The organism is Erythrobacter sp. SCSIO 43205 (genome assembly GCF_019904235.1).
Lineage (GTDB): Bacteria > Pseudomonadota > Alphaproteobacteria > Sphingomonadales > Sphingomonadaceae > Erythrobacter.
Genome location: NZ_CP063202.1, coordinates 3,015,733 through 3,030,487, shown reverse-complemented (window position 1 = coordinate 3,030,487; position 14,755 = coordinate 3,015,733). Strand labels below are relative to the sequence as shown.

Genomic DNA, 14,755 nt, shown 5'->3' with positions numbered 1-14,755 from the left:
AATGCTTACCCAGACCAAATCTCTTCTCGCCTCTGGCATTGCGGCTGTGTGCCTGATCGCAAGCCCCGCGCCCGCGCTTGCCGATGATCCCGTCGGCGATCGCAGCGCCGAGGCAGAAGCGGCCTCCTTCGAAGCGGACCGGGCAGACATCCTTGCAATGGCCGGCGATTTCAAAGTCACCTTCGATATGAAGGAAACAACGCCCTGGCATCCTGACTACACCCCGATTGATGCCAAGATCTCCGGTGGCCACGAAAGTGTGCGCGTAATCGAAGACACAGGCCGCAAGATCGTGCTCCAGCATCTGCTGGTCGTGGGAAGCGAGGACAGCCCTTTTGTCGTTAAGCACTGGCGTCAGGACTGGGAATATGAGCCCGAGCAATACCTCGTTTATACCGCGCCTGGCACATGGGAATTGAAAGACGTTCCCGAAGCCATGCGTAAAGGTCGCTGGTCGCAAACCGTCTATCAGGTCGATGACAGCCCGCGCTATGCAGGGTGGGGGCAATGGGAGACGACCAACGGTGTGCGCCGCTGGCGTTCAAACTGGACGCTGCGCCCGCTTGCCCGGCGCGATGCGACGCGTGATCCGGTTTATGACCACTACCGCGCGATCAACCGTCACCAGAACTTTCCCGGCGGATGGATCCACTGGCAGGACAATACCAAGCTGAAATGGGTCGATGGCAAAGCTGTGCCTTACGTCCAGGAAAGCGTCCTTAACACCTATGAGCGGTTTGACGACTATCCAGTCAACGCAGCGGATGAATACTGGCAGGCGAGCGCTCAATATTGGGACGCGGTGCGCAAAGAGTGGGATGCAGCCCTTTCGGCTAAGGGTGGCATCACCATTGAGGAAGAAGCATCCACTGGCACCGTCATAAGCGGCGAATTGCTGAGCATGGGAACACAGATTGCAAAAGGCGAAATGGACACCGCCACTGCAATTGCCAAAGCCCGATCGCTGATCCGCGAGGGCACATCCATGGCTGACACTGGCGAGAGACTGGCTGCTGGAAAAGTGGCGGGATACTGATCGCTTTCCCTACCGGCGGGCTTGGGTGAGCGGGAGACAGTGGTACGCTGTCTCCCGCTCATTGCGAGATTTCTGGACGCCTCACGCGAAACGGAACGCGACTCTTTTGCCACCAATCCGGATGTTCATCTGTATCGCTGAACCCGGTTAAGGGCTTGCCCGCACTATCTCTCTCAACCCCTGTCCGGCAGGTTGCATGGTGACTGATTACAAAATGCAATCAGCTTGGGATTGGCTCCCCAAGGTCGCAATTTGTGGAGCGGGAAATTGGCTGAAAAAAAGGCGAAAGTTGCAATTGTCGAGGACGATTTTCTTCTTGCCCACGAATGGATGAAAGCTTTGAAAAAGCGTGGCTATGACGCCTCCCATCACGCCACAATCGACACCGGTATTGCGCATTGCACACGCGATTGGCCCGATGTGGTTGTGCTCGACGCTTTCTTTGAGATCACCGATGGCCAGCTTTCAAACAGGGGCGGGGTCACCTTTTGTGCTGAGCTATCGTGGGTGGCAAAAAGTACGGACAGACAAATGCCAATTGTCATCGGCGTAAGCGGCGCGAGAGTTTCCAAATATATGCCAAGACACGTATTTGAAACCATCAGCCGTGAGATCATGCCGGTGCGCCTTACAAAGCCATTTTCGCTCAACTCGCTTGTGGAGGAGATCGGCAAGCTGATTGGGCATGATACGACTATAGAATCAGGCGTCCAGTCGCATCGGGCGCCATAAATTCGTGCGGCACCTTTATCAGCTTTGACCCAGCAACTCTTCGAGCGCCCGGCTCGTCAAAGGTTTCTTGAGAAACGGCGTTTCGGCAAATTTTGAAGGGATATTTGCAGCACTGCCATAGCCTGTAACAAATGCAAAAGGCACGCCGCGATCGGTCAGAGCATCAGCGATGGCAAAGCTCATCTCCTCGCGCAAGTTGATGTCCAGCAGTGCAAATTCGGGCTCTGCCTGTTCAATCATGCTTATCGCAGCGCCGACGGATGAAGCGAGGTCTGTCTCCTGAAAGCCGAGGCGCTTTAACAATTTGGAATGCTCGGTTGCGAGCAGATAGCTGTCCTCAACGATAAGCGCACGGCCAAGCGCGGGGGTTGCGTAAGCCCCGCGTTTTTCGCTGGTAAATTCAGCTCTGACGCTGTTCGAGCCGTTGACTTTTAAAAAGGGATGGGCGGCAAGATTGTAAATGGCCTCAAAGCCGGTTTCGGCAAATGTCAGGTCCGCAGTGCCATTGAATTCGTACGGTATAGCCTCGCGCAGCAATTCCATTCCAAAGCCGTGCCGATTTGGTGCTGCGACCGGCGGCCCGCCATGCTCTTTCCATTGGAGGATGAAGGATTGACCAGCGATCAGCCAATTGATGGCGACCCTGCCGTCTGGCTCAGACAAGGCCCCATGCTTGGCCGCGTTTGAGGCCAATTCGTGAATGAGGAGCGTCGCCATAGGGACCGCATCGGCTGCGAGGACAACGTCCGGGCCCGACAACGACTTGGCAATTTGATCAGGAGAAAGGAACGGCTCCAGCTCGGCCGTAAACAGATCACGCAGTGATATCCCTTCCAATTGCGATTGGGTGAGTAGGTCGTGCGACGCAGCGAGCGAGAACAGGCGGCGTTCAAGGCTTTGCGCATAATCTTCGGGTGTTGCGGCAGCTTCGCGCGCATGGCTGGAAAGTGATTTCACCAGAGCAAGGATGTTCTTGACCCGGTGGTTCAATTCATCGGCAAGGATGCGCAAATTGTCCTTCTGCTGCAAAATGCGTCCAGCAGCGCTCTGGCTGGCGGCGCATTCGCGCTGCAGATGGAGCAGGAATTGAATGTCCTCATTGCTCCATTCATCGCATTTGTCGCCATTGTCTTCGATATATCTGGCAAAGCTTTTGCGCGGTGAGAGGCGGAAGCGATTGTTGACCTCTTCGATGTCTTTGTCCGGGTGCCCGGCCCAGGTCACCTGTGTGCTCACCGCTTTTCTAAAGAAGATGATCCTAGTGTCCGGATCTTTGACGAGCGGCACATCGATGAAGCCTGCAAGCGGTGCCGCGTCATCTTTGCCAAGTTGGTGCAAAGCGCTGTTGGATCCGGTGATGTCGGCAATTTCGGATGCGATTGTAAATGTCTCTTTGCCCGACCGGGTTAAGCGAGAGGGGGCAGTGCCCCTGTTGTGCCAGCCCGCTCCCTTGACCACGCAAAGCCCGTCAAATGACAAGACCTGTTTGGATGCTTCCTCTACACCGGCTGCGAAATGTTCGGTTGATTTGAGCTTTGTCTGAAGACTGATGAAACTGTCGCGAATTTCGCTCACGGCAGATTGATGATCGACGATTTTCTGGCGCAGCAGCTTGGCGATGCTGAAAGAGACAAGATGGCCAATCACTTCACCTGCATCAAGCAGGTCCATTGCCGCATCGCGCGCGGTTTCGTTGTGGCAGGTGATAAGGCCCCAGAGCTTGCCATCAACGACAATCGGGATCGTCATGCTCGCAGCGATTCCCATATTGGCAAGATATTCAAGGTGCACCGGAGAGGTGCCGCGTAACGTAGCAATCGAAAGATCGAAATCCTCGTGACTAAACTCTGGGGCACAGATCAGCGCCACGGGATCGGCGCGCACATCGCAGATCGTGCGGATTGGTGTTTTGGCATAAAGCTGGCGCGCTTGCTTGGGAATGTCCCAGGCTGGATAGCGCAGGCCCAAAAATGGCTCCATATGCGCCGCACAACATTCTGCCACCACTTCGCCTGAGCCATCGGGTAAAAAGCGGTAGAACATGGTTCTGTCATATTCAGCGATTGCGTGGACATTGACGGTCGCGAGTTCAAAAATGTCCTCCAGCGACTGGAGTTGCTGCATCGCACTGGTGATCGCTGCAATCCGGCTTTGCAGCGCGCGTGAACCAGAAGAGCTCGCTATCAGTTCAATATAGTCGAAGCGAGGGCCTGCATGGACGAACAGGTCAAACGAGCTTGGCGCTTGCGCGGTTGTATCTCGGTTCGCAATTGTCGCCACATACTCACGCCGGGTGCCGATCGTTGAATAAGCCAGCTTGTTAGACAGCGTGTGAAGCGTTTTCGCATCCAAAAGTCTCTCAAGGGATTTGCCTAGACAAGATTTGGGCGGTTTGCCGATAAAGCGCTCGCAATTCGCCGAGATTGCCGCGATTTCAAGGCTTTCACGGTCAAAGGCGATCAGGCAACCAAACGACTGGATTGAGCCGGGAATGTGGATCGGTTCCTTGTTGCACGTTTCAAGCGCTTTCTCGTCGACCGTCTTCATTGCCACCCTTTGCAATTGTCACGCGCTTTCTCGCGTCGAAAGGCTTTGCTAGCAGTAATAATCGAAGGGCGACTAAGTATTAATCCGTATGAGGCCCGCGAAGTCCATCCGTAATAGTGCTTTCTTTTATTTTCCAAATAATAATGGCACTTAAATAAGCGCTCGGTGCTTTTGTGCGGGGGGTTTGAGGTGCAAGCACAAATGAATGAGCCTGAAGTACAGGCTCAATTGGATTTTCCTGTTGTGGCAATCGGCGTGTCTGCTGGCGGGCTGGATGCTGCGACGCGGATGTTTCGAGAGGTCGCAACAGGCACAGGCTTGGCCTTTGTGCTCATTGCGCATCTTGACCCCGATCATGAAAGCATGATGGCTGAACTGCTTGCGGGCAAGACCGCTTTGCGAGTGCGCCAGATTGAGGATGGCGACAGCGTGGAGGTCGATTGTCTCCACGTAATTCCGCCCGGTTCAAATCTGCGGCTCGCCGGGGGCCGGTTCGAACTGGTTCCTTTTGACGGGCCGCGCGGGGCCAGACGCCCGATTGACAGCTTTTTCACTGCGCTCGCCGAGGTCCAAGGCGACCGTGCGGCGGGTGTTGTCCTTTCGGGCACTGGCAGCGATGGAACCGCAGGGCTGCGCGTGATCAAGGAACTGGGCGGTATCGCGATTGCGCAATCTCCCAAGCAGTCGGCCCACGATGGTATGCCTCAATCCGCGATTGCAACGCAGTTAGTCGATTTTACGCTTGAGGCAGAGGCAATTGTCCCCCGGCTCAAGTCCTATTTTGCCTCCGGCAAGCTTGATCGCTTCGTCTCTGATGATGCCACCTGCGAAGCGGTGATGCAGTCGATCTTCACTGCGCTCAAAGACGAGGTTGGCACTGATTTTTCCGGCTACAAACGCTCGACCCTCACCCGGCGCCTGAATCGCCGGATGCAGGTCCTCGAAATCGAGGATGTAAGCAGCTATCTTATCAAGCTGAAGACCGAGAAAACCGAGCAACAGGCCTTGGCGAGCGATTTTCTCATCCATGTGACCTCTTTCTTTCGCGATGCGGCCAATTTTGAGCGGCTGCGCACTTCAGTCATTGGCCCATTGATCGAAAATGCCGATGAGTCGGACGAGATCAGGGTTTGGGTTCCAGGCTGCTCCAGCGGGCAGGAAGCGTTTTCTCTGGCGATGATGGTCGAGGAAATGCGCGAGGCGCTTGAGAAGCCCCCAATGGTGACGATCTTTGCGACGGACATCGACGAAGCGATGATCGAGCAGGGACAGCGTGCTTCCTATCCGATTTCAATGCTGGGAGAGATACCGCCGCGCTACCGCGAACGATACACACAAATTTCACAGGAGCGCTTCGAGATATCGCCGCGTCTGCGGGAGATGGTGCGTTTTTCGGTGCATAATGTCGCGCACGATCCGCCGTTCTCCCAGATTGATCTTATTTCTTGCCGCAATCTGCTGATTTATCTGGGGGAAGACTTGCAGCGCGGGGTCTTTCCGCTGCTGCATTTCGGTTTGCGTGTGGGCGGCTATCTCTTCCTTGGAACCTCCGAAGGCATTTCGCGCGGTCAGGACTTGTTCGCGCCCGTCGATCCAAAAGCGCGCATATTCCGGCGCAACGATAAGGTGAGCCGTTCAACGATCAACCTGCCGATGGTTCATGCCTCCACCATGACTGTCCCTTGCGACGCCACAGTCCGATTGGCTCAGGAACGCGACTTTCCGCGCCAGACCAGTTTTGAGGCCTCGCGAGCCTCAATCTACGAACATTACGCCCCGCCTTTTGTCCGTGTGACCCGTGAGGGGCAGGTTCTCGACAGCTCTGGCGATCTCAGCCTGTTCATGATGTCGCGCCCTGGTGACGAACGGAGAATTGAGGCCTTACTGCGTGAGGGGCTTCGCGAGGTTGTTCAACCGCTTGTCGAGCAGGCGTTGAACTCGCACGAGCCGCGCGTGTTGAAAGACATCGAAATCGCTTCGCCTTTTGGCACTCAAACAGCGGATGTTTTTGCGCATCCCATGCAGAATGAAAGCGTTGCGGTGATCTTTGTGGCTAAGGACCGGTTGCAACCCTTGGCCGATGAATTCGTCGTGCAACCGATTTCCCGTGACCGGCGGATCGCCAATTTACAGGGCGACCTGAACGCTGCGCGTCTGGCGCTGAAAGACAAGCTTGAGCAGATCGAAACAGCGAACGAAGAGCTCAAAAGCGCGAATGAAGAAATGATGTCGATGAACGAAGAGCTTCAATCGGCAAATGAAGAACTGACGACGGCCAATGAGGAGCTCAAGCACAAAATCGATGAGCTGACGCAGGCCAATGCCGATCTGGACAATGTCATGCGCTCGGCGGACCTTGTGATGATCGTCCTCGATCAAGACCTGCGCATCCGGCACCTTACCAATCCCGCGCGCGAATTGCTCTCGCTTGACCGCGGTGATGAAGGGCGTTCGCTGGCTGAGATCAAGCTCCCGCCGTGTGGCATCGACCTGATCAATCAATTGCGCACAGTCATCGAGACGGGAAAGGCGTTCACTCAGACGAGCGACCTTGATGAAGCGGGGCGCGCCTATTTTCTGCGCATCCATCCCTATTACGCTGCTGACGGGTCGGTGGAGGGCGCATCGCTCACCATGGTCGACATATCGCAAGAGGTCACTTTGCGCCGTAAGCTTGCAGAGGAAACGCGCAAGCTCAAGCTTGCGATGGAAGCGGCAAACATGGGGTCGTGGATAACCGATCTTGAAACAGGCCGGCTCCAAGTCGATGCAATAGGGGCTCAGCTTGCCGGGCTCGACGGACCCGGTGAATATGGCCGCGACGCTCTGGGGGCCAATCTAACCCCGCTGGACACGAAAAGGCACTTTGGCGAGCGGGATGCTGCTCTGGCCAAAGGGGAGGGATATTCGCAAATCCTCGAACTGGACATACCGGGCGCGCCGCGCCGCTGGGTGAAGGTGGATGCTGTTCCGGTCGAAGGCATGGATGGCCGCAAGAAGGTAGTCGGGCTTGGCATTGATGTCACCGAAATCATGGTGCTCCAACGCGAACTTACAGAACAAACCGAACTGCGCGAACTGGTGATGAATGCAGGGCGTATGGGACTGGGCGATCTGGATGTTGAACGCTCGATTTCGAGCATTGATGCGGTCATGGCCGAGCATCTCAACCTTGCCAGTGCAGGGAAGATCCCCTTCGACAAAGTCCTCGCCAATGTTGTCGAAGAAGACATACCCATCCTGCAGGAAAAAATCACCGGAGCTATCGAGCGCGGCGAAGAGTATGAAGTGGACTTTCGTGTCAAAGACCCTTCGGTTGGCATACGCTGGCTGCGCTCGCGCGGGAAGCCATATACGACGCTCAATGGCGCAAAGAAGGTCGCAGGGCCAACGCTCGACATTTCGCCTTTGAAAAACCAGCAAATGCTCCTTGAAGAAATGAGCCACCGCATCGAAAACCTTTTTGCTGTGGTCGGGGGGCTTATTCAAGCAGCGCCTAAAGAGCATCCTCAAGCCGAACGCTTAGCGAACGACCTGCTTGAGCGAATCGTTTCCCTTGGGCGCGTCTATGACCTTGCTCGAAAAGACAATTCGATGAAAGGCGTGCCACTTGAGCACCTTCTAAAGTCGATTATCGAGCCCCACGCGACAGGGCAAAACGTGTCTCTCGAAGGACCGGCGATCTTTGTCGATGGCGATCAGGTGAACACGCTCACGCTGATCATCCATGAGCTTGCGACCAATGCGGCGAAATATGGTGCTCTTGGCGCTCCAGATGGCGAACTTGCAATAAGCTGGACCGTGGCTGGAAAACGGACGATCGAACTTAAATGGCTGGAAAGTCGAAATGACTTTTGTCCACAGACCAATAAACATGGCTTCGGAAGTCTACTTATTGACACTGGCGCACGTCAGCTGAAAGGAAAGTTCTCACGGCGCTTCCTCGAAAATGGGGCGGCTATTGACTTGAGTTTTACTCTTTAATCTTCTGGAGCCACCCGAATGAATGTCGAGACAACGCTTCGCGATCGCTCCGTTCTCATCGTTGAAGATGAGTTTATCGTGGCTGTGGGCCTTGAAAATACTTTCCGCAAAGCTGGTGTGAGCGATGTCACGGTCATTGGCAATATGGCCGATGCGTGGGATGCGATCAGCAATGCGAAGTTCGACTTTGCGCTTTTGGACATACGTTTGCCCGACGGGTATTCTTTCCCCCTTGCGATGAACCTGATGGCGCAGGACGTGCCAGTCGTCATCCATTCGGGCCATGCAGAAATCTATCATTCGGCAAGGTTGCCCGGCATCATCTTTTGCCCCAAACCCGCAACGCCGGCAGAGATCGTGCGCGCGTCGATGAAAGCAATCCAGTTTAATGGTGTTTCAAAAAGCGCTTATCTGCAAGACACGCTTCATTGACCGGTCTGGTCATGGGTCATGCGCGTCCACAAACGCCCCGCTCTTCCCGGATTTGATCAGGGGAAGGCAAACAGCATCAAGAAACTTGCGAAGATGGTGGGCCGGAATGGGCCAACCTCGAACCTGAAAAGTTCGCAAGGCCGACCGGCCGTCCGCAGGCGCCCCGCAGCGAAGCGGAGGGAATTGCGCTGAGGACTTCGAGAAATGGTGGGCGCGGCAAGGATTGAACTTGCGACCCCACCCGTATGAAAGATGGGCTTAGAGGGGGTGGGATTTTGCGGGACGAAAAAAAGTATTGAAAAACAAATACATTCGTCTATCGTGCTCTCAACTTGTCCCCCAATGTTTTTCATACTGGTTTCATACTTTTCAAATTAAGGTTGTGCGGCATGACTGACCTCAGCAGGATCGGCGAGCGGGAAAAACTGAAACCGCGAAGCGACAAGGAGCCTCATTGGCACCGTCTTCAAGCTGGTTGGTATATTGGATATCGACCTTCAATCAAAGGCGGAAAGGGCACTTGGTTCGCTCGCGCTTACGATGAAGATGCTCGCAAGTATCGTCGCAAGAAGCTTGGGTCATATGGGACACTGTCGGGAAACAGTCTATTCGCGACAGCCAAAAGAGACGCAGAGGCTTTTGCTGAAGTTGTCGAAGCTGGTGGTCTGCGAATAGAAAAGCTGGAGACGGTTAAAGATGCATGTCTCGCTTATCTTCAAGAGAAGCCGGGACCAATTGCTGAGGGTATATTTCGCCGACACGTTTTTGATGACCCCATCTCCAAAGTTAAATTAGACAAAGTACGAAAGCGACATCTGCTTGCTTGGCGAAAGCGGCTTGAAAATGCACCTGCGCGCATATCTCGCAACAAAAGTGGAGAGCAGCGCTACAAAACCAGAGCTGCCTCCACAGTGAATCGCGATATGGTTCCGTTGCGTGCCGCTCTCTGGCGTGTAATTTCTCCAGGTGCGCCAAATACAGATGCCGCCTGGCAAGAAGCGCTGAAGCCGATAAAAGGAGCTGATCGCCGTCGAGAAATCTATTTGGATCGCTCAGAGCGTAAAAAGCTTTTGTCTGCACTTCCAAGAGACATTGAGCCGTTCGTAAGAGGGCTTTGTCTCTTGCCACTCAGACCAGGCGCTCTTGCTGCGCTTAAGGTAAGCAACTTTGACAAAAGGACGAGGACGCTGACGATTGGCGCCGATAAAAATGGTATGCCTCGTCAAATTAGCGTTCCCGAGACTATTGCCGGATTTTTGGCGGATCAGTGTAAAAGTAAGCTATCTGCCGCATCAGTTTTTACGCGCGCAGATGGTGTTCCATGGTCCAAAGATAAATGGAAAGGTCCGATAAAAGGAGCGGTGAAAGCAGCTGGACTGCCACAAGCCGCTTCCGCCTATACTATCCGCCACAGCGTGATAACCGACTTGGTTCGTGCTGGGCTGCCAATTCTGACCGTGGCGCAACTTTCAGACACGAGTGTCGCTATGATCGAAAAGCACTATGGTCACTTGGTGAGAAGCGACGCAGAACATGCGTTGGCTCAGTTGGCACTCTGAACGCGACGCCCAAGGCGATGGTGGGCTCAATGCGGTGCTATGCACCGCAGACACTCGATGCAAAGGTTCAGATCACAGAGCTTTGGGCGGCCAAAACCAGTTCTCGAAAAGGTGCTGCTGTCAGTGAGTGCTTTTGTGGTGATGGTATCATTATTTTATCGAGACGAAAAAGCACAACTACGGGGTCGAGTCGGCAGGAATAGAGTTGCTGCCGACACAGTTCGTAGGCACCAAAATTACCTCTCATGATCCTTCGGTGCAAGCGATGAGCCAGATGGTCGAAGTTCTCACCACCACTTTGGGCTCTGGGGGCTTGTTGTAGGCAAGAGATTTAATTTAGTTTTTATCGCCCGAAGGTTTCGACTCTAGCAGTGAACGCTACGTTTCTTGGCTTCGATGTTTCTTCCTTTTGCTTTGAGCTCATCGAGATGATCACTCCACCACTGTGCCATCTTCACCCGTTCATCCCAGTGGCGTCCGCGATGGTAAATGCCGCGCACAGCATCGCTGTCACCATGAGCAAGCGCGCGCTCAATAGCATCGGGGCTCCAAATACCGCTCTCATTGAGAAGGGACGAAGCTGTCGCTCTGAGACCATGGGCTGTGATTTCCTCTTTGCTATATCCCATACGCCGGAACGCAGCGTTAAGCGCGTTTTCGCTCATCGGACGTCGGCGGGAGCGTGTGGATGGGAATACATAGCCTTCCATGCCCATTTGAGCTCCGAGCTCTTCCATCAGAGTAACAACTTGCCGGGATAGCGGCACTGCGTGCGCACGCCGCGCCTTCATTTTACCAGCCGGAATTCGCCAGATGCCCTCATCAAGATCGAACTCGTCCCAATCAGCGTGGCGAAGCTCACCGGGGCGTACAAAGACATGCGGCGCAATCTGCAGCGCGTATTTGGTGAGGATGTAGCCATCAAAGTCATCGATCGCGCGCAACAAACCGCCCAGCTTCTTGGGATCAACAATCGCTGCATAGTGTGTAGGGCGCGGCGCTCGCAGCGCACCCTTCAAAAGTGAGGTAGGATCGGTGGTGCAGCGCGTTGTAGCCACACCATAGCGAAATACACGACCAGCAAAGGAGCGGGTTTTCTTGGCAGTTTCATGCTTGCCGAGTCCTTCAAGCCTTTTGAGCGGGGCCAAAACCTCGAACGGCTCAATATCGGCAAGCGGGCGGTTTCCAATGGCTGGGGCGAGCTGCTCGAGGAAGTAGTTGGCTTTGACGATTGTCGCCTGGGCGAGGCCGCCTTTCACCATCATCTCTTCGATGTATTCGCGCGCCACCGTCTCGAAAGTGTTTGCGGCGAGGTACTCATTCCGGATCTTCTGCTTGCGTTTCTCAAGAGCTGGATCGTCACCGCGCGCGACCTTCCGCTTAGCTTCGAAGGCAATGTCACGGGCTTCCGCGAGGCTGATCTCTGGAAAGCTACCAATGCAAATCTTCTTCTGGCTCTTGCCTAGGCGGTAACGAAATCGCCAAAGCTTGCTGCCTGATGGTGTGATCTCGATATACAATCCACGCCCATCGGTGACCTTGTATGGCTTGGCTTTGGGCTTCAGAGATTTGAGTCGCGTAATGGTCAAAGACATCTGGGGGCCTTTCAAATGTGGGCTTTTGTGAAAAGCCCCCAAAAGGCCCACAAAAGTGTCTGGAACGGCCGAGATTGGGCGGGACATTCCGAGACGATCCAGGGGCGGAATCCCTTGGATTTCTGCGGTTTTTATAGATTATTTGGGAGAACGTGAGAAGAACAAATGGTGCCCAGAAGAGGACTCGAACCTCCACGCCCTTGCGAGCGCCGCCACCTGAAGACGGTGCGTCTACCAATTCCGCCATCTGGGCACTTGGGCCGCTCAAACTTTCACGGTTGGAGCAGCAGGTAGGTGCGCGCCGATAGCGAGACACACGCCTTAGTGTCAACAAATATATGAGGTGAAATCGCTTACAGACGCCTCAAGCACGAGCCACCGTCTCTAGAAGCTCGCTTGTGACCGGATACCCTGCGTCCTCCAAGATCGTCAGAACCGGCTTGCCGTCCTTTGTATCCACCTTTGGTATGATCGTTTTTACCGGGATTGCCTCGGCCTGTGCGCGGGCGTCTTCAAAGCTTGCAAAGAGTGCCAGGCGTTCAAGATTACGCCTTGTGGGGAAGATGAGCTTGATTTCACCCGTTTGAGCCATATCAAGCGCGCCTTTCGCGCTTACCCAGAATAGCCGCGTATTTTCGGCATGGTCGGCTGAGACATCGACCTCGCCGGTTCCAAGATTGGCGAGATAAAAGCGTGTGTCATAGACGCGCGGGATTTTCTCATTTTGAGGGAACCAGCGGGCAAAGGGCACGATCTGATCAAGGTCCAGTTCCCAGCCAAACGCTTCGAGCACGGGAGCAAGGGTCTTTGTTTCTTCAAGCAGTTTGCGCGCCTCGTGAGCGGACTTGGCGGTGATGTCACCCTTAAGGCCGAGGGCCAGTCCTGTTTCTTCCAAAGTCTCGCGCACCGCGCCGATCTGGTGGGCGGCTTCGTCAGTGGTTAGGGCGCCGTTGCTCTCATTGGCGACTTTCTCACCCAGTTCAAAGTCAGCCGGGTCAATACGTCCGCCGGGAAAGACCGCCATGCCGCCTGCAAATGCCATATTGCGCGAGCGGACAGTCATCAGCACTTGCGGAGCACCGCCATCAGGGGCGTTGCGGAAGATTATGATTGTGGCAGCAGGGATGCCCTCAGGGGCTCCTGTCTCACCGGTTTTCGGAGCGTCATTTGTCATTGGTGTCATGATGCAGACTTCCGGCGCGAATGCCAAGGGGAAGAGCATCGATGGACAAAGCTTGGTTGCAGCAAAGCCTTGATGTCGAAATTTCTTACAGCGCTGGCAAGGTTAACGAGAGGGTAACCATCGCATCCCGCAGAAAAGTAGGAAAACGCCTTTTTGGCACGGGAGATGCATTGTTAGTTGTGAAGAAAGTGGTCTTCAAAATGAGGCGGACCCCTCCTGGTCTCTGGGTCCAGCCTCCCCGTTTTAAAAAGCCGCCTTGCATTACCCGGTGCAAGGCGGTTTTTTTATTTAAGTCTTGTTTCGCACCCGCATCCGCGGGCGCGTCCTCAGCGCTGTTCCCGAGATTCGCTCCGCTCATTGCGGGGCACCTGCGGGCGGCCTTGCAGGTGGCCTACGGCCGTCTGCGCTTCGCTACGACTCCGCCCTTGCGGTTTCTGCAAAACCGTTCTGGGAACCCTAGTTCTTTAGCTTTCGACCTTGGCGACCTTGTTCTCATCCATCATCTGTTGAAGCTCGCCAGCTTCGAACATTTCCATCATGATGTCGCTGCCGCCCACGAATTCGCCTTTGACGTAAAGCTGTGGGATGGTGGGCCAGTCGGAGTAGGTTTTGATGCCCTGACGGATTTCCATGTCTTGAAGCACGTCGACGCTTTCATATTGAACGCCGCAATGATCGAGGATCGCGACCGCGCGGCTGGAAAAGCCGCATTGCGGGAACAGGGGCGTGCCCTTCATAAAAAGGACCACGTCATTTTCGCCAACAACAGAGGCGATACGGGCATCGGTGTCAGACATTACAGCAAACCTTCAAAAATCTCATGTGTACGCGAGGCTATTTGGGAACCGCGGTGGTCACTTGCAAGGCGTGCAGTTCGCCGCCCATTTTGTCACCAAAGGCAGCATAGACCATCTTGTGCTGCTGAACGCGCGATTTGCCTGCAAACTGTGGCGCAGTAACCTTCGCGGCCCAGTGGTCATCATCGCCCGCCAGATCGGTGAGTTCGACAACAGCGCCGGGGAGGGCGGCTTTTATCGCCGCCTCGATTTCGTGTCCGGGCATGGGCATGAGGCTTAGCTCTGGCTCATATATTGACGCTTGGCTTCAATTGCCATTTCTTCAAGCTTGGCGCGGATATCGGCTTCGCTGATGTTGGTGCCAGCAGCGGTCAGGTCGCCCAGAAGCTTGCGAATGACATCTTCATCGCCCGCTTCTTCAAAGTCTGCTTGAACCACGGCTTTTTTGTAGGCCTCGGTTTCTTCGGCCGTCAGCTTCATTTCAGCCGCTGCCCATTCGCCCAAAAGGCGGTTGCGGCGTGCAGCAATTTTGAAGGCGGTTTCTTCGTCCATTGCGAACTTGGCTTCTTCGGCGCGTTCGCGGTCTTTAAAATCGGTCATTGGGTCGATCCCTTGATTGTGTTCTCTTGCGAAATAGAGGGCGCAAGCGCGCGCTGCAAGGCACAGATTCCTTGAGGCCGCTTTTTAAGTGGCAGGGCGGTCTTGTTCATATTCGCGCCCTTTCCTGTCGTTTGAGACACTTGAGACACTGTTCAAGACACGAAAATCTTTTGAGGCAAAATCCGTGCTCTTATGGGCGTGCTTGGTGAGTGCGTGGTGGTGACTCATTGCGCCAATATGACAGGTCGGGGGCGTGTAGGATACGGTGAACCGAGCCGTCGCCTTCGCGT

General features: G+C 54.8%; 11 protein-coding genes and 1 tRNA gene. 5 read left to right on the top strand and 7 right to left on the bottom strand.

Annotated features, from left to right (window positions below):
- Position 1: 1 nt before the first annotated feature.
- Both INR77_RS14325 and INR77_RS14320 read left to right on the top strand, forming a co-directional pair.
- Positions 2–1,036, top strand: a complete 1,035-nt coding sequence (locus INR77_RS14325; RefSeq protein WP_223071688.1) for a DUF6607 family protein — start codon at positions 2–4, stop codon at positions 1,034–1,036.
- Positions 1,037–1,303: 267 nt separating this feature from the next.
- Positions 1,304–1,768 carry a response regulator gene (locus INR77_RS14320; protein WP_223071687.1) on the top strand — a complete coding sequence of 155 codons (465 nt, stop codon included), beginning with the start codon at positions 1,304–1,306 and terminating at the stop codon, positions 1,766–1,768.
- A gap of 18 nt (positions 1,769–1,786) precedes the next feature.
- Here INR77_RS14320 and INR77_RS14315 read toward each other — a convergent pair whose 3' ends face one another.
- A complete protein-coding gene (locus tag INR77_RS14315) occupies positions 1,787–4,315 on the bottom strand; it encodes an HWE histidine kinase domain-containing protein (protein WP_223071686.1) in 2,529 nt (842 codons plus the stop codon).
- Positions 4,316–4,516: 201 nt separating this feature from the next.
- Here INR77_RS14315 and INR77_RS14310 point away from each other — a divergent pair, with 201 nt between their 5' ends.
- The 3 genes from INR77_RS14310 (at position 4,517) to INR77_RS14300 (ending at position 10,290) form a co-directional block, all read left to right on the top strand.
- Positions 4,517–8,299, top strand: coding sequence for a CheR family methyltransferase (locus INR77_RS14310; RefSeq protein ID WP_223071685.1), 3,783 nt, complete (start codon positions 4,517–4,519; stop codon positions 8,297–8,299).
- Between the two features lie 18 nt (positions 8,300–8,317).
- Complete coding sequence (locus INR77_RS14305; RefSeq protein WP_223071684.1) at positions 8,318–8,731, top strand: response regulator; 414 nt, start codon at positions 8,318–8,320, stop codon at positions 8,729–8,731.
- 389 nt (positions 8,732–9,120) lie between these two features.
- Entirely contained in the window at positions 9,121–10,290 is a 1,170-nt protein-coding gene (locus INR77_RS14300) for a tyrosine-type recombinase/integrase (protein WP_223071683.1), read from the top strand.
- A 365-nt stretch (positions 10,291–10,655) separates the two neighbouring features.
- Here the strand turns inward: INR77_RS14300 and INR77_RS14295 are convergent, their stop codons facing one another.
- From INR77_RS14295 to INR77_RS14270, 6 genes are all read right to left on the bottom strand, one after another.
- The gene (locus tag INR77_RS14295) at positions 10,656–11,885 is read right to left on the bottom strand and encodes an integrase arm-type DNA-binding domain-containing protein (protein ID WP_223071682.1); all 1,230 of its coding nucleotides are present in this window, start codon (positions 11,883–11,885) and stop codon (positions 10,656–10,658) included.
- Positions 11,886–12,051: 166 nt separating this feature from the next.
- Positions 12,052–12,138, bottom strand: a tRNA-Leu gene (locus INR77_RS14290).
- Positions 12,139–12,249: 111 nt separating this feature from the next.
- Entirely contained in the window at positions 12,250–13,068 is an 819-nt protein-coding gene (locus tag INR77_RS14285) for an NUDIX domain-containing protein (RefSeq protein WP_255573805.1), read from the bottom strand.
- A 464-nt stretch (positions 13,069–13,532) separates the two neighbouring features.
- A complete protein-coding gene (gene grxD, locus INR77_RS14280) occupies positions 13,533–13,865 on the bottom strand; it encodes a Grx4 family monothiol glutaredoxin (RefSeq protein WP_223071681.1) in 333 nt (110 codons plus the stop codon).
- Between the two features lie 37 nt (positions 13,866–13,902).
- Positions 13,903–14,136 (bottom strand): BolA/IbaG family iron-sulfur metabolism protein, encoded by a 234-nt coding sequence (locus INR77_RS14275; RefSeq protein WP_223071680.1) that lies wholly within the window; start codon positions 14,134–14,136, stop codon positions 13,903–13,905.
- Between the two features lie 5 nt (positions 14,137–14,141).
- Complete coding sequence (locus tag INR77_RS14270; RefSeq protein ID WP_223071679.1) at positions 14,142–14,465, bottom strand: DUF1476 domain-containing protein; 324 nt, start codon at positions 14,463–14,465, stop codon at positions 14,142–14,144.
- Between the last annotated feature and the right edge of the window lie 290 nt (positions 14,466–14,755).

Bases quoted from the DNA above. Each gene is read 5' to 3' on its own strand.
- INR77_RS14325 (WP_223071688.1), top strand. From the start codon at position 2: ATGCTTACCCAGACCAAATCTCTTCTCGCCTCTGGCATTGCGGCTGTG.
- INR77_RS14315 (WP_223071686.1), bottom strand. From the start codon at position 4,315: ATGAAGACGGTCGACGAGAAAGCGCTTGAAACGTGCAACAAGGAACCG.
- INR77_RS14310 (WP_223071685.1), top strand. From the start codon at position 4,517: ATGAATGAGCCTGAAGTACAGGCTCAATTGGATTTTCCTGTTGTGGCA.
- INR77_RS14305 (WP_223071684.1), top strand. From the start codon at position 8,318: ATGAATGTCGAGACAACGCTTCGCGATCGCTCCGTTCTCATCGTTGAA.
- INR77_RS14300 (WP_223071683.1), top strand. From the start codon at position 9,121: ATGACTGACCTCAGCAGGATCGGCGAGCGGGAAAAACTGAAACCGCGA.
- INR77_RS14295 (WP_223071682.1), bottom strand. From the start codon at position 11,885: ATGTCTTTGACCATTACGCGACTCAAATCTCTGAAGCCCAAAGCCAAG.
- INR77_RS14285 (WP_255573805.1), bottom strand. From the start codon at position 13,068: ATGACACCAATGACAAATGACGCTCCGAAAACCGGTGAGACAGGAGCC.
- grxD (WP_223071681.1), bottom strand. From the start codon at position 13,865: ATGTCTGACACCGATGCCCGTATCGCCTCTGTTGTTGGCGAAAATGAC.
- INR77_RS14275 (WP_223071680.1), bottom strand. From the start codon at position 14,136: ATGCCCATGCCCGGACACGAAATCGAGGCGGCGATAAAAGCCGCCCTC.
- INR77_RS14270 (WP_223071679.1), bottom strand. From the start codon at position 14,465: ATGACCGATTTTAAAGACCGCGAACGCGCCGAAGAAGCCAAGTTCGCA.